Origin of the sequence: Pseudomonas sp. P7548, from assembly GCF_013386585.1 — a bacterium.
GTDB lineage: Bacteria > Pseudomonadota > Gammaproteobacteria > Pseudomonadales > Pseudomonadaceae > Aquipseudomonas.
On the sequence record NZ_JACARO010000012.1, the window covers coordinates 45,260 to 61,142 of the forward strand.

The following is a 15,883-nucleotide window of genomic DNA, read 5'->3' on the forward strand; positions in this document are numbered from 1 at the left end:
GTCTGGATTTCACGCTGTATGCCCCCTCCAATCATAAAATCGGAGCTTCAGATGTCTGCCCAGCCCACAGTTGTTGACAGTTCCAGCGCCACCATCGGTTTCGCCAAGCTGGTGGCCTTGCTCCACGCCATCTTTGTCCGCCACGGCACTTCGCCTGAAGTGGCCGCCATCCTCGCGCACAATTGCGCCAGCGCCGAACGTGATGGCGCCCACAGTCACGGTATTTTTCGTATCCCCGGTTACCTCAGCACCCTGGCCAGCGGCTGGGTGAATGGCAAGGCCGTGCCGGTGGTCACCGACGTGGCTTCAGGCTTTGTACGGGTGGATGCCGGTAACGGTTTTGCCCAGCCCGCCCTGGAGGCCGCGCGTGCGTTGCTGGTGGAAAAGGCCCGCAGTGCCGGAATCGCCTTGCTGGCTATCCATAACTCCCACCACTTCGCCGCGTTATGGCCAGATGTCGAGCCGTTCGCCGAGCAGGGCCTGGTGGCGCTGAGCGTGGTCAACAGCATGACCTGCGTGGTGCCCCACGGGGCTGACCGTCCGCTGTTTGGCACCAACCCCATTGCTTTTGCTGCACCGCGTGCCGATGGCCTGCCTATTGTGTTCGACCTGGCCACCAGCGCCATCGCCCACGGCGACGTGCAGATCGCTGCGCGTAAAGGCGAGCGTTTGCCACCGGGCATGGGCGTAGACAGCCTGGGCCAACCCACTCAGGACCCGAAGGCGGTGCTGGAAGGGGGGGCTTTGTTGCCGTTTGGCGGGCACAAGGGGTCGGCGCTGTCGATGATGGTCGAGTTATTGGCCGCAGCCCTGACAGGCGGCAATTTCTCTTTCGAATTCAATTGGGCCGACCACCCGGGCGCGCGCACGCCGTGGACCGGCCAACTGTTGATCCTGATCGACCCGAGCAAGACGGCCGGGCAAAGCTTCGCCGAGCGCAGCCAGGAACTGGTGCGGCAGATGCATGCGGCGGGGTTGCGGCGCTTGCCAGGGGACCGACGTCATCGCACACGGGCGCGGTCGGACCAGCAGGGTATCGAGGTTGACGCAGAGGAATTGGCGCGGTTGCGAGTGCTGGCCGAGCAATAAAACAGGCTGCGCCGCATCCGGCGCAGCCTTCATGTATCAGTTACGGCGGCCCAGCAGCAGGCCGACCACCAGGCCGAAACCTGCGGAAATCGCCACGGTCTGCCACGGGTGGCCACCGATGTAGGTTTCGGTGGCATCCACCACCGGCTTGCTGCGCTCGCGCACATTGGACACCGAGTCCAGGGCTTGCTTGAGCTTGATGGCGACCTGCTCGCGCAGGGTTTCACCTTCTTCGCCCACCAGGGATGCGCTGCTTTTGAGCAGCTTGTCCGATTCTTCGATCAGCGCGGTCAGTTCGCTGAAGGCTTGGTCCTTGATTTGGTCTTCGACGGCTTGGGCAGCGGTTTTGCGGGCCATTGTGTGACTCCTTGCGAGTGAATGTGACAGTGAACAATGGAGTGCCGGGCAGCGGCAAAAGTTGCAGTTTTTTTGCGCCCGCCGGGTCCCGGGCAAAAATCCGAATCAGGAAATTTCGACCTACAGTGTAAGATGTCGTCTATTTGTGCAGCAGGGAATTCAACATGAGCTTCAATCTGGCCAACAAGACTCTCGCCGAACGCGCCGAGCTGGAAGATGAAAAGTCCCGCCTCTACGAACTGTGGCAGACCAACCTGGGCAAGGCCAAGGGCGAAGCGGCACGGTTGTTCGGCGAGCGCGCCAAACGCAAGGGCAAGTGGGCCGAGTGGGTCCGTGCTGAACTGGACGGCATGTCGCCGCCGGAGTTCTCCAACATGGTGCGCAGTGAGGTCAACAAGTTGATGGCGGCGGCTAAATAAAGCTCGCCACAATCGCTTCACGCACCTTCAGCAGCATCGGGTCCAGCTGCGCCTGAGTCCGCCAGCCCAACTCCACCGGGTAGCGCGGCAACGCCAAGGGGCAGGGTAGTACGTGCAGACTGGTCATGTCCGCGATGGCCTGCGCCGCATGCCCGGGAATGGTCGCCACCGCCTGGCTGCCCTTGAGCAGAAACGGCAACGCCGCGAAGTGGCTGGTGGAGGCGCACACCTGGCGGCTCAACCCCTGTGCCGCCAAGCCTTCATCGGTAATCCCGATAAACCCACCGGATGACACCAGCACGTGTTCACGGGCGACGAACTCGTCCAGGCTGATGCTGGTTTGGGCTGAATCCACCAGGCAGCGGTAATCGCCTTCTCCCAACACTTGCCGACTGAGTCGACCGTGGGCAAAGCCGCCCGCCGTGATCGCCAGGTCCAGGGTGCGGTCGAGCAGGGCGCCGGCGACGATCTGGCTGTGGGTCTGACGGAAGATCACCCGCAGCTTCGGCGCGCGCCGGGCGATTTCCTCCATCAGGCGCCGGCCGTAGGCAATCTCGAAATCATCCGACAACCCCAGCACCACGGAGCGGCCCTGATACTGCTGGTTATCCGGGTTGACCATGGCCAGGCTTTGCCGGCAACGCTCCAGCGCCTCGCCTATTACCGGTTTCAACTGGTTGGCGCGCAAGGTCGGCGCCAGGCCGCGCCCGGTGCGCACGAACAACGGGTCGCCATACACCTCGCGCAAACGCCGCAATCCTGCACTGATGGCCGACTGCGTCACCCCCAGGCGCACGGCGGCGCGGCTGGCGCTGGACTCGTCATGCAGGGCTTCAAAGGTTTTCAGCAGGTTCAGGTCAACGTGGGCGATATTTGTTTGATTCATATCATTCAGCACTGAGGTTGGCTTTATTCATGATCATGGCTGGCCGGAGAATGGGCAACCCCCCTGACTCTGGAGTGAGCGTAATGCCTGTATCGACTGTGGCAGCCCTGCAAATCGGATCCTTGCCGGGCGGCAAGGGCGAGACCCTGGCGCAAATCCTCGGCTACGAGGACGCAATCATCCGCAGCGGCGCGCAACTGGTGGTGATGCCCGAAGCGCTGCTGGGCGGCTATCCCAAAGGTGAGGCCTTTGGCACCCAGCTGGGCTACCGCCTGCCGGAAGGCCGCGAAGCCTTTGCCCGCTACTTTGCCAATGCCATCGATGTGCCCGGCGCCGAGACCGACGCCCTGGCCGGTCTGTCGGCGCGCACAGGCGCGAGCCTGGTACTGGGCGTGATCGAACGCAGTGGCAACACCCTGTATTGCACGGTGCTGTATTTCGAACCCACGGGCGGGTTGGTGGCCAAGCACCGCAAATTGATGCCTACCGGCACCGAACGCTTGATCTGGGGCAAGGGCGACGGCTCGACCTTGCCAGTGATCGACGCGGCAGTGGGGCGAATCGGCGGCGCTGTGTGCTGGGAAAACATGATGCCGCTGCTGCGCACGGCCATGTACGCCAAGGGCGTGGACGTCTGGTGCGCACCCACCGTGGATGAACGTGAAATGTGGCAGGTGAGCATGCGCCATGTGGCCCATGAAGGCCGCTGCTTTGTGGTGAGCGCGTGCCAGGTGCAGGCCTCGCCGGCAGCGTTGGGGGTGGAGGTGGCCAACTGGCCGTCGGACCGCCCGTTGATCGCCGGAGGCAGCGTGATCGTCGGGCCCATGGGCGACATCCTGGCCGGGCCGTTGGTCGGGGAAGCGGGGCTGTTGACGGCACGGATCGACACTGATGATCTGGTGCGGGCGCGGTATGACTACGACGTGGTGGGGCACTATGCCCGGCCGGATGTGTTCGAGTTGAGCGTGGATGAGCGCGCCAAACCGGGCGTGCGTTTCATCACCGACTGACACTATGGTGGGAAAACTGTGGGAGCTGGCTTGCCCGCGATAGCGGTGTGTCAGCTTGCATATCCTTGGCTGATAGGTCGCTATCGCAGGCAAGCCAGCTCCCACAGTGGATATTCATTGACTGGAGGATTTGGATTCCAGCCATTCCTCGCGGGTTATTTCCCAGATTTCCCGTGGGAAGGTGCCTTCGACAAAGTGACCCTCTACCGTCTTGACCAGGCGCATGCCGCCACGCTCGGAGATCCGCCGCGATCCCTGGTTGGGCGCGGCCTTGGGCGCGCGCAATACCGGGCGCTCGAGCACGTTGAACCAGTAGTCAGTCACTACCGCACAGGCTTCGGTCATGTAGCCCTGGCCGTGCCATGGCTGGCCGAGCCAGAAGCCACGGTTGTCGTCTTCGGTATCGAACAGGCTGATGTTGCCGACCAACGTGTCAGGTGAGTCCCTCAGGTACATCGCCCAGTGCCATTGCTCGCCACGTGCCATGCCGGGCAAGGCCACGTTCTCCAGGAAGCTGCGTGCACCATCGGCCGGGTAAGGCCAGGGCACCTCGTTGTTGAGGTAACGCACCACTTCCCAGTGGGGAAATATCTGCTGGATGGCGTCGGCATCGTCCAGGGTCAGCGGGCGCAGGATCAGGCGTTCGGTATAGAGCGTCGGTTGCATGGCGATCACCACGTGGCCGTGTTGGGCAGGTCAAGCGTGCCACGGTCGACAAAACGCTGGGTGCCAAACAGCCCACCCGCCAGTTTGCCGCGCAGCACGTAGGGCAGGTTGTTCAGGCTTTGGGTCTGGCTCAGGCCAAGGGTCTGGCGCAGCACGGAGAATGCGGAAACGCTCACTGGCACCATCAGAACCGTCTCAGAGAAACGTGGGATGGAACCGCTTTGGTCACTCACTCCCGAGGCCAGCGGCCGGCCATTGACGTCCAGGTCCAGGGCCACGCCGTTGTAGTCGATCGCCGTTTCATTGGGGTTTTGCACCCGCAGCTTCACGGCGAAACGCACTTCCAGGTCCTGGCTTTGCAGAGGTTCAATGCCCACCACGGTGATATTCACCGGGTCGCGGTTGGGGAACAGGGCGCAGGCGCTCAAGGTCAGCAGCAACAACGATAGAACCATGAGCTTGCGCATTAACAGTGCTCCCTATTTCGTGACGTCCGGGTCTTGCATCACCTTGAGGGTAGAGGACTCCGGATCAAATTCATCTTCTTCCAGTTCTATGAACTCTTCCGGCAGGAAAATGTTCAGCAGGATTGCACAGAACGCACCCACGGTGATCGGCGATTCGAAGATGTTGTGCAACGCCTTGGGCAGGTCGCGCAACACTTCCGGCACGGCGGCGACACCCAGGCCCATGCCGAGGGAGATTGCCACGATCAGCACATTGCGTCGATGCAGCCCGGCCTCGGCGAGGATCTTGATACCGGCCACGGCCACGGTGCCGAACATGATCAAGGTAGCGCCGCCCAGCACCGGCTTGGGCATCAGTTGCAGCACCGCGCCGATCACCGGGAACAGGCCCAGCAGCACCAGCAGGCCGGCGATGAAGTACGCCACGTAGCGGCTGGCCACGCCGGTCAACTGGATCACCCCATTGTTCTGGGCGAAGGTCACCATCGGCAGGCTGTTGAAGGTGGCGGCCATCGCCGAGTTGAGGCCGTCGGCCAGCAGGCCCGACTTGATGCGCTTGATGTACAGCGGGCCTTTGACCGGCTGTTGGGAAATCATCGAGTTGGCGGTCAGGTCACCGGCTGCTTCCAGCGGGGAAATCAGGAAGATCACCGCCACCGGGATAAATGCTACCCAGTCGAACGAGAACCCGTATTTGAACGGCACCGGCACGCTGATCAGTGGCACATGGGGCAGGGCGGCCATGTCGACGCGGCCCATCCACCAGGCCACCACAAAACCCAGGGTCAGGCCGATCACGATCGAACCCAGGCGCAGGAACGGGTTGCTGAAGCGGTTGAGCACCACAATGGTCAGCAGCACCAGCGCGGCCAGGCCCATATTGCCAGCGGCGCCCAGGTCGCTGGCGCCGAAGCCACCGGCCATGTCGGTGACCGCGACCTTGATCAGCGACAGGCCCATCAAGGTGATGATGGTACCGGTCACCACCGGGGTGATCAGTTTGCGCAGCTTGCCGATGAACTGGCTGAGCACCACTTCGATAAAGGCGGCAAAAAAGCAGATGCCGAAGATGGTCGACAGGATCTCGTCGGTGCCGCCACCCCGGGCCTTGACCATGAACCCCGCGCTGAGGATCACGCTGATAAACGAAAAGCTGGTGCCTTGCAGGCACAACAGCCCCGAGCCCACCGGGCCGAACGTGCGCGCTTGCACAAAGGTGCCCAGCCCCGACACGAACAACGCCATGCTCACCAGGTACGGCACTTCGCTTTCCAGGCCCAGCACGCCGCCCACGATCAGGGTCGGGGTGATGATGCCGACGAAACTCGCCAGCACGTGCTGCAGCGCGGCAAAGATCGCCGCGGTGAAGTGCGGGCGGTCTTCCAGGCCGTAGATCAGGTCGGATTTATAGCGGGGGCGGGGGGCTTGAGCGTCAGACAAAATGCGGGCTCGGGTCAGAAAATGGAGGCGAAGAATGCCAGAAACTGCCGGTCGTCAGAAGTGTAAAAAAATATTTATGAAGGCCCTGCGGGAAACCGCGAGCCCTGCCGATACCTCGTATAGGCCCACATACCAACGATAACAGTGGTGACCAAAGGTCAGAGCGGCGCGTTGACACCGACTGATCGTTTCGCGGCAGGGACGCTCGCAAACACTACTTCTGAGAGCACCCCCTATGTCCCTCCGTCATCTGAATATCGCCCCTCGCGCGTTCCTCGGTTTTGCGTTCATTGCGTTGCTAGTGATTTTACTGGGGGTGTTTGCGGTCAACCGCATGACGCAGATCCGCCAGTCGTCGGTGGATATGAGCGCCACCCAACTGCCCAGCGTGACCTACCTTGGCAACATCACTGAAAACGTCTTGCGCCTGCGCATCCTGTCGTTCCGTGTGCTGGTCAACCGTGAGCCGGCCGGCCTGCAGGAAGCCGAAACCCGCATGGGCGTGTTGGCCGACAAGGTCAAAACAGCCCAGGCCGGCTATGCAGCATTGCCGGCCGGTACCGAGGAAGCGGCGCTGTACAAGACGTTCGTCACCACGCTGAACAACTACTTCACCGCCCAGGCCGAGATGCTGGCCTTGTCCAAGCAGGGCAAAGTCGACGAGATGCGCACGCTGATCAACACGCGTATCAAGGACGGCACCGACCTGATGGGCGAGCAGTTGAACAAGTTGATCGCCATCAACGCGGCCGATGCCAAGGAGGCCGACGCTGAAGCGGGGCAAAGCTACGAGGGTGCCATCGCCGGGGTGATTGCCGTGTCGGTGGCTGCTGCGCTGCTGACGGTGTTGCTGGCCTGGTTGCTGACCCGCAGCATCGTCACGCCGCTGCGCAAAGCAGTGGAAGTGGCCGAGACGATTGCCGGTGGCAACCTGAGCAAGGCCATTGAAGACGACGGCAAAGACGAACCGGCCCGTCTGCTCAGCGCCCTGGCGTCGATGCAAGCCAACCTGCGCCAGACCATCCAGCACATCGCCGGCTCCGCCACCCAGCTGGCCTCGGCAGCGGAAGAGTTGAGCGCCGTCACTGAAGAAGCCTCCAAAGGCCTGCAGCAACAGAACAATGAAATTGACCAGGCGGCGACGGCGGTCAACGAGATGACCGCCGCGGTGGAAGAGGTGGCGCGCAATGCCGTGTCCACCTCCGAAGCCTCCGGCCAGTCCAACCTCGCAGCGCGTGAAGGCCGTGACCGCGTGGTGGAAACCGTCGGCGCGATCCAGACCATGACCCAGGACGTGCAGAACACCGCCGTGCTGATCGAAGGCCTGGCCTCCCAAGGCCGTGACATTGGCAAGGTGCTGGACGTGATCCGCGCAATTGCCGAGCAGACCAACCTGCTGGCGCTCAACGCCGCCATCGAAGCGGCCCGTGCCGGTGAAGCGGGGCGTGGTTTTGCGGTGGTCGCCGATGAAGTGCGCGCCCTGGCCCATCGTACGGCGCAGTCGACCCAAGAGATCGAGAAGATGGTCGCCGGCATCCAGAACGGCACCGGTGAAGCCGTGCAATCGATGCAGCAGAGCAACCAGCGCACCCAGAACACCTTGGAAATGGCCCGCGCTGCCGGTGTGGCCCTGGAGCAGATCACCCAGTCCATCAGCCTGATCAACGAACGCAACCTGGTGATCGCCAGCGCCTCGGAAGAGCAGGCCCAGGTGTCGCGCGAAGTGGACCGCAACCTGGTCAACATCCGCGACCTGGCCACCCAGTCGGCAGCGGGCGCCAACCAGACCAGCGCGGCCAGCCACGAGCTGTCACGCCTGGCGGTGGACCTGAACGCGATGGTGGCACGCTTCGTGATCTAACATGACCTGATTTGAAATGGGATCAAAAAATGTGGGAGCGGGCTTGCTCGCGAAAGCGGTGTATCAGTCAAGGATGTATTGCCTGACACGCCGTATTCGCGAGCAAGCCCGCTCCCACATGGGTTCACTGTTTCCAGGCGGCTGCATTGACCAGGTCCTTTGGACGCTGACCGGCCAGCGCCTGCAACAGATTATCCACCGCACACTTGGCCATCGCCTCCCGTGTCTCATGCGTGGCCGAGCCGATGTGCGGCGTGGCCACCACGTTGTTCAAGCGCAACAACGGCGAGTCGTGACTCAACGGCTCACGCTCGAACACATCCAAGCCCGCCGCCCGAATCGTACGCTGTTGCAAGGCCTCCACCAGCGCCGCTTCATCCACCACCTTGCCCCGCGAGATGTTGATGAAGACCGTCTCCGGGCCCATCAGCGCAAACTCTTCGGCGCCGATCAGCTTCTCTGTTTCGGCGGTCAACGGCAGCGTCAGGCAGACAAAGTCGGCCTGTTGCAGCAACTCATTCAAGCTGCGGTACTGCGCGCCAAAACGCGCCTCCACTGCGGGCTTGGGCGAATGACTGTGGTAGATCACCGGCATGCCAAAGCCAAAATGCCCGCGTTGAGCCAGGGCTTCGCCGATACGGCCCATGCCGATGATGCCAAGGGTCTTGCCGTGTACATCGGTGCCGAAATGCGCCGGGCCGATGTTCTTGTTCCATTGGCCGGCGCGCACCATGTCGGCCAGCTCCACCACGCGGCGGGCGGTGGCCAGGATCAGTGCGAAGCCGGTGTCGGCAGTGGTTTCGGTGAGCACGTCCGGGGTATTGCTGAGCAGAATGCCGCGCGCGGTCAGGTAGTCGATGTCGTAGTTGTCGACGCCCACCGAGACGCTCGCCACGGCTTCCAGCTGCGGCGCCAGGTCCAGCAAGTTCGCATCCAGGCGCAGGCTGGCGCCGAGCAGGCCATGGGCGCCGGGCAGGGCGTCGCGCAGCTTGGCCAGGCCGGTGTCGTCGAGGGCTTCGATCAGGGTGACATCGGCCTGTTCATGCAGGCGGGCCATCAGCGGTGCGGAGAGTTTCTTGTACAACACGACGGACTTTTTCATGCGGTCTTTACCTTCAATTTCAGGTGGGGCGCCGGCGTGCGGTCACTGGCGCCGGGCTTGAGAAAAATCGTCAGTACCACCGACAGCAGCAACGCGCCGCTCATCAGTAGGTACGAGGCACCGGGCGAGCCGGTGCTGCTATTGAGGTAGCCCACCAGGTAGGAGCCGCCAAAGGAGCCCAGGGCGCCCATGCTGTTGATCAGCGCCATGGCGCCGCCGGCCACGTTGGCTGGCAGGATCTCCGGGACGATTGCGAAAAACGGCCCGTAGGGCGCATACATGCAGGCCCCGGCGATCACCAGCAGGGTGTAGGACCACCAGAAATGCTCGGCCCCCAGCACGTAGGAGGCGTAGAACGCGACCGAGGCGATCAGCAACGGCGGCCACACGAAGCGTTTGCGCTTTTGCAGTTTGTCCGAGCCCCACGACACCGCGAGCATGCCCATCACGGCCGCCAGGTAAGGCAACGCCGAGAGCCAGCCGGCCTCGACCATATCCATCTGCAAGCCGGCCTTGAGGATCGACGGCAGCCACAGCACAAAGCCGTACACGCCGATGCTCCAGCAAAAGAACTGCAACGCCAGGATGATCACCTTGGGCGAGCGGAACGCTTCGGCGTAATTCTTCACGGCCTTGATGCCGACCTGCTCGGCGGCCAGGGCACTGTCCAGGTCGCGCTTTTCAGTGTCGCTGAGCCACTTGGCATCCTTGGGACGCTCGTCGGCCAGCTTCCACCAGATGAACGCCCAGATCACCGCCGGCAGGCCTTCGATGATGAACATCCAGCGCCAGCTGAAATGCTGCACCAGATAGCCCGACACCACCGACATCCACAGCATGGTCACCGGGTTGCCGAGGATCAGGAAGGTGTTGGCCCGCGAGCGTTCGGCCCGCGTAAACCAATGGCACAGGTACACCAGCATGGCCGGCATCACCGCGGCTTCGACCACGCCGAGCATGAAGCGGATGGCGATCAGCATGTAGGCGTTGGACACCACGCCGGTCAGCGTGGCCAGGCCGCCCCAGAGGATCAGGCTGACGAAGATGAGTTTCTTCACGCTGCGCTTTTGCGCGTAGATCGCCCCCGGTACCTGGAAGAAAAAGTAGCCAAGGAAGAACAGCGCCCCCAGCAACGACGACATGCCGGGGGTGATCATCAGGTCTTCGGCCATCCCGGAGGCGGCGGCGAAGCCATAGTTGGCGCGGTCCAGGTAGGCCAGGCTGTAGGTGATAAAAACGATGGGCATGATGTACCACCAGCGGCGGGTGGCGAGTTTCAGCGTATCCATGGTGTGGCTCCTGAGCTTGTTGTAGTTGTGGCAACAGGGAGTGGTTTATGCAACGGATCGAACGGGCAGCTCTGAACGGGTGGGCAAGCCTTCCATGTCGCCACGGCTCTGCACGGCACGGCTGCCGATCCAGTTGCCGCGTTGGATGGCCTCGGGGAAGCTGAGGTTTTCCAGGAGTGCGCTGATCATGCCGACGGCAAAACCATCGCCCGCACCCACCGTGTCCACGACTTTTTCCACCGGCACGGCGGCGACAAAACCCTGGTCCATCTGCGTGCGGTAGTAGGCGCCATCCGGCCCCAGCTTGATGGCCACGGCCTCGGCGCCCTGGTCGAGGTAGAAGGCGGCGATGTCGGCCGGGTCGTCGAAGCCGGTGAGCAAACGGCCTTCACCCAGGCCCGGCAGTACCCAGTCGGCCAGGGCGGCGAGGGCGTTGATCTCGCGGATCATCATCTGCGGGTTGGCCCACAGCGACGGCCGCAGGTTCGGGTCGAACGACACGCTGCGGCCGGCCTTGCGCATCTGCGTCATCAGCTCGCGGGACAGTTCACGGGTCACCTCGGACAAGGCGGGCGGGATGCCGGTGGCGTGCAGGTGCCGAGCTTGCAGCAGCGCCGGGCTGATGTCGGCGACGGACAAGTGGCTGGCTGCCGAACCTTTGCGAAAGTACTCCACCTGCGGATCGGCCCCGGCGTCTTCGCGGGACTTGAGCTGAAAACCGGTGGGGTGTTGCGGGTCCACCGCGACGTGCTGGCAATCCAGGCCTTCCCTGCGCAGCGTGTCGACCACGAAGCGACCCAGGGAATCGTCGCCCACCCGGCTCAGCCAGGCGACATTGAAACCCAGGCGCGACAGGCCGATGGCAACGTTGCTGTCGGCCCCGGCAATGCGCTTGTGAAACTGCGCCACCTGGGAGAGCTCCCCAGTCTGCTCGGCGACAAACATCGCCATGGTTTCACCAAACGACAGGATATCGATCTCAGACATGGGCGTTCTCCGCACGGGGTTGGCCTAGCAGGGTGAGGGCGGCGACCTGTTGCGCGGTGACAGTGATCAAATCATCGCCTTGCAACGGGAATTCCACCGCCCGGGTAATACCTTGAGTCATGTGCTTGAGCAGTTGTTCCCACAGATGCAGATCGGTGGCGCCAGGCGGCAGGGCCACCAGCTTGCCGTCCGGGCGACGGGCCACGGCCTTGCAATGCAGGTAATCCACATGCCGGCCCAGCAGGCGAGCGGCGGTGAGGGCCGATTGGTCCTGCCACTGCCAGTTGCCGATGTCGAAGGTCATCTTCACCGGCAGGCCCAGGCGTTCGACGTCGCTGAAAAAACGTTGTAAAGGTTCGATGCGCCCGCCGTGCAGGGTCTGGTCGTTTTCCACCAGCAGCTTGACCGGGTGACGGTCGAGCAGGGCATGCAGGCTTTCGAGGTCGTTGGTGTCGGTGAAGTAGCCCAGGGACACCTTGAGCCAGCGCGAGCCGAAAGCGTGGGCGCGATCCAGGGTGGCGTCCAATTCCGCGTTCGGCCGGGCGCGGCCGGCGACCCAGAGTTCCAGCGGTGACGAAAAGACGGATTCCAAATGATGTTGCGCCGCTGCCTGGGCCAATTCGGCGGGCTGCTCATGGGTCAATAATTCTTCACGCCACTCGATGCGCCGGGCGCCTGCGGCCGCGAGCAACTCGACAAAACTCAATTGGCCCTGCTGGCGCACGAGGTCGGCGCCGTAGCTGGAGAGGCTGATGGAAACGGGGTATTTATGCATTGTTGTTGACCTCTGAAACCGGTTTCATTTTTTCACACAATTCAAACCGCGTAGGAGCCAGCTTGCCGGCGATGGCGTCCTTGCTTTCACCGCAAGGCTCACGGCCCAATCGCCGGCAAGCCGGCTCCTACAAGGGTGTGGTGGAGCCTCGGACGATGAGTTCAGGCAGGAAATCCAAGGTGCGCGTCGGCTCGGTGTCGCCGCGCAAGCGCTTGAGCAGGCAGTCGAACGCCGTGGCGCCAATGGCCTGGGTCGGTTGGGCGAGGGCGGTGATGCCGCTGCCGACCAGCGGGTACCAGTCCAGGTCATCCAGGGCGATCAGGCCGACCTCGTTGAACAGGTCGCACTCGAGGTTTTTCAAGGCGCGGGTGCAGGCCAGCGCAGCAACGCCGTTGCCACAGAACAGCGCCTTGGCGCCGGGTTTGGCGAGAAAGGTGTGCAGGTGGTTTTCCAGCGTCTCATCGAGTTCCAATACGGCGCCGGTCAGGCCTGGACGCTTGGCAATTTCGGCCTTGAAGCTGGCCTGGCGCTCGAGCCGTGAGCTGGTGCCATCGGTGGTTTCGCTGACCATCAACACGTCGCGATAACCTTGTTGCTGCAGGTGCTCGACGGCCATGCGCACGGCGGCCGGGTTGTCCAGCCCCACCAGGTCGCTGCGCAGGGGGTCGACCTTGCGGTCCACCAGCACCAGGGGCATTTCCCGCTGCAGTTCGAGCAATTGGTCGAGGTGATGACCGAGGGTGTTCACGATCAAGCCTTCGATGTTGTACGAACGCAGTGCTGCCAGGTGCTGGCGTTCCTGCTCGTCATCGCGGTCGGTGTTGCACACCACCAGGCTGTAGCCGTGTTGGCGACAGGCGGTTTCGACGCCGTGCATCACGGCAATGGAATAGGGGTTGCGGATATCGGCCACCAGCATGCCGATCAGGCGCGTACGCCCGCGTTTGAGGCCACGGGCCATCTGGTTGGGGCGGTAGCCGAGTTGTTCGATGGCTTGTTCGATGCGCAGGGCAATGGCATCGGAGAGCAGGGCGCGGTCGTCACCGATGAAGCGCGACACGCTGGCCTTGGACACACCGGCGCGTTCGGCAACATCGAGCATGGTCACGCGGCTGCGCTGGGCGGCAGAAAAAGTGTTCACGGCCATCGACCTTCTGTTTTTATTGGAATGACTGAAACCGGTTTCAGGAAACCATCAAATGAGGAAAGTCGTCAAGTTGTTGTAGGACAAAGCCTGACAGCCGGTGCTTCACACCACCACGCTCAGCCACGTGGCCACCAGCAATAAAACCGCCATGCCTCGGTTGAAGCGCTGCATCGCCCGGGCCGACCGAAACACCCGCGCAGAACCCACGCCCAGCAGCGCCCACGTGCCCAGGCACGGCATGGAAACGAGGAAAAACACCAGGGACAGCAGCACCACCTGGCCTTGGCGCTCAGCCCCGTGGCCAGCAAACACGCTGACCACTGCAACGGCCATCATCCAGGTTTTCGGGTTGATCACCTGCAGGCCGGCGGCGCCGATCAGGCCAAGGGGCTTTTCAGTGGCAGCCACTTCGACGGCTTGGGGCGGCGCACGGTAGATCTGCCAGGCGAGGTAACTCAGCCACGCCACGCCGAACCCTTGCAGCGCAGTCTGCACCCGGGGCAGTTGCACCAAGGACTGGCCGACCCCGGTTCCTACCAGCAAGACCAGACCTGCCGCGCCCGCGCAGGCGCCGAAGATGATCGGTACTGCGGCCTTCAAGCCATACCGCGCGCTGTTGCTCAGCACCAGGATGTTGGTGGGGCCGGGGGTGATCGAGGCGACAAAGGCAAACAGCATGAAAGGCAACAACGTGGACAGCATGGCAGGTGACTCCGGTAAACCCATCGATGGAGTCGATCTTCACAAGCCCGCGCCTTACCTGTCTGGAAGATTTGAGCAACGTTTGCGGTAAGCGGCAGGCGTGAGGCCATAGGCGCGCACGAACCAGCGGCCCAGGTGGCTCTGGTCGGCAAACCCCAGGGCAATCGCCACGTCGGCGGGCGGCTCACCCTTGGCCAGCCAATGCCGGGCGCGGGCCAGGCGCAATTGCACCAGATAAGCATGGGGCGGCAGGCCAAACGCGCTCTTGAACGCACGGGTCAGGCGGAAACGGTCGACGCCACAGGCCAGCGCCAACTCATCCATGCCCACGTCCTGGTGCAGGTGTGCATGCAAATATTCCCGGGCCTTGTGCGCCACCAACGGCAGGCGTGGGTCGTCGCGGTAGCGGGTGCGCCAATGGAGTTGCCCGGTGAGCTGTTCCAGCAATTGGTCGGTGGCGCGCTGGCGCACGATGCGCAGTTCACTGCTGTGCAGAGTCTGGAAGGCGTGGCTGGTGGCGTGTGCCAGGCGGGTATCATTGATCAACGTGCTGACAACACTCAGTTGGCTGTTGACCGGTGCCTCTTCGAACACCGCACTCACTTCCCGCGACAACCATTGCGGGTCGAGGTAGAGCATGTGGTAGGTAAAGCCGTCTGCAGTGGGCGCGTCGCCGTCATGCAACTCGCCGGGCTCGACCAGAAACACCTGGCCCGGCGTGCTGTTGTGCCGGGTGCGGCGGCAGTTGAATTGCTGCACGCCTTGCTCGGTCACGCCAATCAGGTAGCTGTCATGCCAGTGGGGATCGTAGGCGTGGCCCTCGAAATGCGCGCGCAGGGTCTCGATGCCGGTGTCGGCGTCCTGAGACAGGTCGATCCAATTGTGCGCGGCCATGACTCACCGAGACGAATAAGGTCTGCCATTAGCGCCCGGTGGTGGGCGGGCGTCTAGAAGGTTTGTGCAGCCTCAACCGAACAGCCCGGCTGCGATGTTGATCGAGAACCCCAGGATCGCGGTGTTGAACAGAAAGCCGATCAGCGATTGCCCCAGCACCACCTTGCGCAGGCTTCGCGTGGCGACACCCACATCCGACGTTTGCACCGCCACGCCGATGGTGAACGAGAAGTACAGGAAGTCCCAGTAATTGGGGGTTGTCAGGCCCTCGGCAAAACGCAGCGCCGGTTCCTTGCCGTCCCAGGTGTAATAAAGCCGCGCGTAATGCACGCTGAAAATCACCCCGATCAACAGCCATGAACCAATCACCGTCAAGCCGGTAAAGCCGTAGTGCAGCAGGCGTGCGGTCGTGGGCAGGTCTTTGCTGCCGACCAGTTCAAAGGTGATGGTTGCCAGGCTGGCAATGGCCGCGATGCACACCACGAACAGCACCAGGCCGGCGTTTTCATCTTCGATTTCGGCGATGCGCTTCACGTCCGGCGCCTTGGCGCGGATGGTCAGCCACAGCATCAGCACCAGGTAGGTCCACACGCCGGTGTTCCAGCCGATGAGGATCTTGCTGATCACCGTGTCGGCCGGTGCCAGCAGGCCTACGGCGATGCCGAGCACGGCGGCGGCGGAAAGGCGAGGGTGGGTGCGGGCGAGGAAGGGCATGGCGGCTCACAGCTGGCGAGGTGTGAGCAGACTGTACCTGATCCCGAACACAACCCATAACCTCTGTGGGAGCTGGCT

At 62.9% G+C, this 15,883-nt stretch carries 17 protein-coding genes; 4 read left to right on the forward strand and 13 right to left on the reverse strand.

The features are described from left to right. The first annotated feature begins 51 nt into the window (after positions 1-51). The gene (locus tag HX803_RS06120) at positions 52-1,089 is read left to right on the forward strand and encodes an Ldh family oxidoreductase (RefSeq protein ID WP_178919617.1); all 1,038 of its coding nucleotides are present in this window, start codon (positions 52-54) and stop codon (positions 1,087-1,089) included. Positions 1,090-1,125: 36 nt separating this feature from the next. On the opposite strand, the gene HX803_RS06125 is transcribed toward HX803_RS06120, so the two are convergent. Beyond that, the gene (locus HX803_RS06125; RefSeq protein WP_016979401.1) at positions 1,126-1,446 is read right to left on the reverse strand and encodes a YqjD family protein; all 321 of its coding nucleotides are present in this window, start codon (positions 1,444-1,446) and stop codon (positions 1,126-1,128) included. A gap of 164 nt (positions 1,447-1,610) precedes the next feature. Between HX803_RS06125 and HX803_RS06130 the strand changes: the two genes are divergently transcribed. Next, positions 1,611-1,865, forward strand: a complete 255-nt coding sequence (locus tag HX803_RS06130) for a hypothetical protein (protein WP_060757089.1) — start codon at positions 1,611-1,613, stop codon at positions 1,863-1,865. Here the strand turns inward: HX803_RS06130 and HX803_RS06135 are convergent. Next, the gene (locus HX803_RS06135; protein WP_178919618.1) at positions 1,858-2,751 is read right to left on the reverse strand and encodes a LysR family transcriptional regulator; all 894 of its coding nucleotides are present in this window, start codon (positions 2,749-2,751) and stop codon (positions 1,858-1,860) included. The two genes, HX803_RS06130 and HX803_RS06135, sit on opposite strands and share 8 nt — an antisense overlap. Positions 2,752-2,834: 83 nt before the next feature. Here HX803_RS06135 and HX803_RS06140 point away from each other — a divergent pair, with 83 nt between their 5' ends. Next, on the forward strand, positions 2,835-3,761 hold the full coding sequence (locus HX803_RS06140) for a carbon-nitrogen hydrolase family protein (RefSeq protein ID WP_178919619.1): 927 nt from the start codon (positions 2,835-2,837) through the stop codon (positions 3,759-3,761). A gap of 114 nt (positions 3,762-3,875) precedes the next feature. Here the strand turns inward: HX803_RS06140 and HX803_RS06145 are convergent, their stop codons facing one another. The 3 genes from HX803_RS06145 to HX803_RS06155 are packed head-to-tail and all read right to left on the reverse strand — an operon-like array spanning position 3,876 to position 6,334. Continuing rightward, on the reverse strand, positions 3,876-4,427 hold the full coding sequence (locus HX803_RS06145; protein WP_178919620.1) for a GNAT family N-acetyltransferase: 552 nt from the start codon (positions 4,425-4,427) through the stop codon (positions 3,876-3,878). A gap of 5 nt (positions 4,428-4,432) precedes the next feature. Beyond that, the gene (locus tag HX803_RS06150; protein ID WP_178919621.1) at positions 4,433-4,894 is read right to left on the reverse strand and encodes an LEA type 2 family protein; all 462 of its coding nucleotides are present in this window, start codon (positions 4,892-4,894) and stop codon (positions 4,433-4,435) included. Positions 4,895-4,906: 12 nt separating this feature from the next. Continuing rightward, entirely contained in the window at positions 4,907-6,334 is a 1,428-nt protein-coding gene (locus tag HX803_RS06155) for a nucleobase:cation symporter-2 family protein (protein ID WP_178919622.1), read from the reverse strand. A gap of 235 nt (positions 6,335-6,569) precedes the next feature. On the opposite strand from HX803_RS06155, the gene HX803_RS06160 reads away from it, so the two are divergent. After that, complete coding sequence (locus tag HX803_RS06160; protein ID WP_178919623.1) at positions 6,570-8,195, forward strand: methyl-accepting chemotaxis protein; 1,626 nt, start codon at positions 6,570-6,572, stop codon at positions 8,193-8,195. Positions 8,196-8,319: 124 nt separating this feature from the next. Here the strand turns inward: HX803_RS06160 and HX803_RS06165 are convergent, their stop codons facing one another. From HX803_RS06165 to HX803_RS06200, 8 genes are all read right to left on the reverse strand, one after another. Beyond that, positions 8,320-9,297, reverse strand: coding sequence for a D-glycerate dehydrogenase (locus HX803_RS06165; protein WP_178919624.1), 978 nt, complete (start codon positions 9,295-9,297; stop codon positions 8,320-8,322). Further along, on the reverse strand, positions 9,294-10,586 hold the full coding sequence (locus HX803_RS06170; RefSeq protein WP_178919625.1) for an MFS transporter: 1,293 nt from the start codon (positions 10,584-10,586) through the stop codon (positions 9,294-9,296). The genes HX803_RS06165 and HX803_RS06170 overlap by 4 nt, the downstream gene beginning before the upstream one ends. A gap of 45 nt (positions 10,587-10,631) precedes the next feature. Further along, complete coding sequence (locus HX803_RS06175; RefSeq protein ID WP_178919626.1) at positions 10,632-11,573, reverse strand: sugar kinase; 942 nt, start codon at positions 11,571-11,573, stop codon at positions 10,632-10,634. Continuing rightward, positions 11,566-12,348: a sugar phosphate isomerase/epimerase gene (locus HX803_RS06180; protein WP_178919627.1), complete on the reverse strand. Its 783-nt coding sequence runs from the start codon at positions 12,346-12,348 to the stop codon at positions 11,566-11,568. Before HX803_RS06180 ends, HX803_RS06175 begins: the two co-directional genes overlap by 8 nt. Before the next feature lie 127 nt (positions 12,349-12,475). Next, the gene (locus HX803_RS06185; protein ID WP_372339895.1) at positions 12,476-13,489 is read right to left on the reverse strand and encodes a LacI family DNA-binding transcriptional regulator; all 1,014 of its coding nucleotides are present in this window, start codon (positions 13,487-13,489) and stop codon (positions 12,476-12,478) included. Positions 13,490-13,597: 108 nt separating this feature from the next. After that, the gene (locus tag HX803_RS06190; RefSeq protein ID WP_178919629.1) at positions 13,598-14,197 is read right to left on the reverse strand and encodes a LysE family translocator; all 600 of its coding nucleotides are present in this window, start codon (positions 14,195-14,197) and stop codon (positions 13,598-13,600) included. Positions 14,198-14,251: 54 nt separating this feature from the next. Next, positions 14,252-15,091, reverse strand: coding sequence for an AraC family transcriptional regulator (locus HX803_RS06195; RefSeq protein ID WP_178919630.1), 840 nt, complete (start codon positions 15,089-15,091; stop codon positions 14,252-14,254). A 72-nt stretch (positions 15,092-15,163) separates the two neighbouring features. Next, positions 15,164-15,805: a DUF1345 domain-containing protein gene (locus tag HX803_RS06200; protein WP_178919631.1), complete on the reverse strand. Its 642-nt coding sequence runs from the start codon at positions 15,803-15,805 to the stop codon at positions 15,164-15,166. Positions 15,806-15,883: the final 78 nt, after the last annotated feature.

Excerpts from the sequence above, each read along its gene's own strand:
- HX803_RS06140 (WP_178919619.1), top strand. The coding sequence starts at position 2,835 with ATGCCTGTATCGACTGTGGCAGCCCTGCAAATCGGATCCTTGCCGGGC.
- HX803_RS06200 (WP_178919631.1), bottom strand. The coding sequence starts at position 15,805 with ATGCCCTTCCTCGCCCGCACCCACCCTCGCCTTTCCGCCGCCGCCGTG.
- HX803_RS06120 (WP_178919617.1), top strand. The coding sequence starts at position 52 with ATGTCTGCCCAGCCCACAGTTGTTGACAGTTCCAGCGCCACCATCGGT.
- HX803_RS06145 (WP_178919620.1), bottom strand. The coding sequence starts at position 4,427 with ATGCAACCGACGCTCTATACCGAACGCCTGATCCTGCGCCCGCTGACC.
- HX803_RS06160 (WP_178919623.1), top strand. The coding sequence starts at position 6,570 with ATGTCCCTCCGTCATCTGAATATCGCCCCTCGCGCGTTCCTCGGTTTT.
- HX803_RS06180 (WP_178919627.1), bottom strand. The coding sequence starts at position 12,348 with ATGCATAAATACCCCGTTTCCATCAGCCTCTCCAGCTACGGCGCCGAC.
- HX803_RS06150 (WP_178919621.1), bottom strand. The coding sequence starts at position 4,894 with ATGCGCAAGCTCATGGTTCTATCGTTGTTGCTGCTGACCTTGAGCGCC.
- HX803_RS06170 (WP_178919625.1), bottom strand. The coding sequence starts at position 10,586 with ATGGATACGCTGAAACTCGCCACCCGCCGCTGGTGGTACATCATGCCC.
- HX803_RS06135 (WP_178919618.1), bottom strand. The coding sequence starts at position 2,751 with ATGAATCAAACAAATATCGCCCACGTTGACCTGAACCTGCTGAAAACC.
- HX803_RS06165 (WP_178919624.1), bottom strand. The coding sequence starts at position 9,297 with ATGAAAAAGTCCGTCGTGTTGTACAAGAAACTCTCCGCACCGCTGATG.
- HX803_RS06125 (WP_016979401.1), bottom strand. The coding sequence starts at position 1,446 with ATGGCCCGCAAAACCGCTGCCCAAGCCGTCGAAGACCAAATCAAGGAC.
- HX803_RS06195 (WP_178919630.1), bottom strand. The coding sequence starts at position 15,091 with ATGGCCGCGCACAATTGGATCGACCTGTCTCAGGACGCCGACACCGGC.
- HX803_RS06190 (WP_178919629.1), bottom strand. The coding sequence starts at position 14,197 with ATGCTGTCCACGTTGTTGCCTTTCATGCTGTTTGCCTTTGTCGCCTCG.
- HX803_RS06130 (WP_060757089.1), top strand. The coding sequence starts at position 1,611 with ATGAGCTTCAATCTGGCCAACAAGACTCTCGCCGAACGCGCCGAGCTG.
- HX803_RS06175 (WP_178919626.1), bottom strand. The coding sequence starts at position 11,573 with ATGTCTGAGATCGATATCCTGTCGTTTGGTGAAACCATGGCGATGTTT.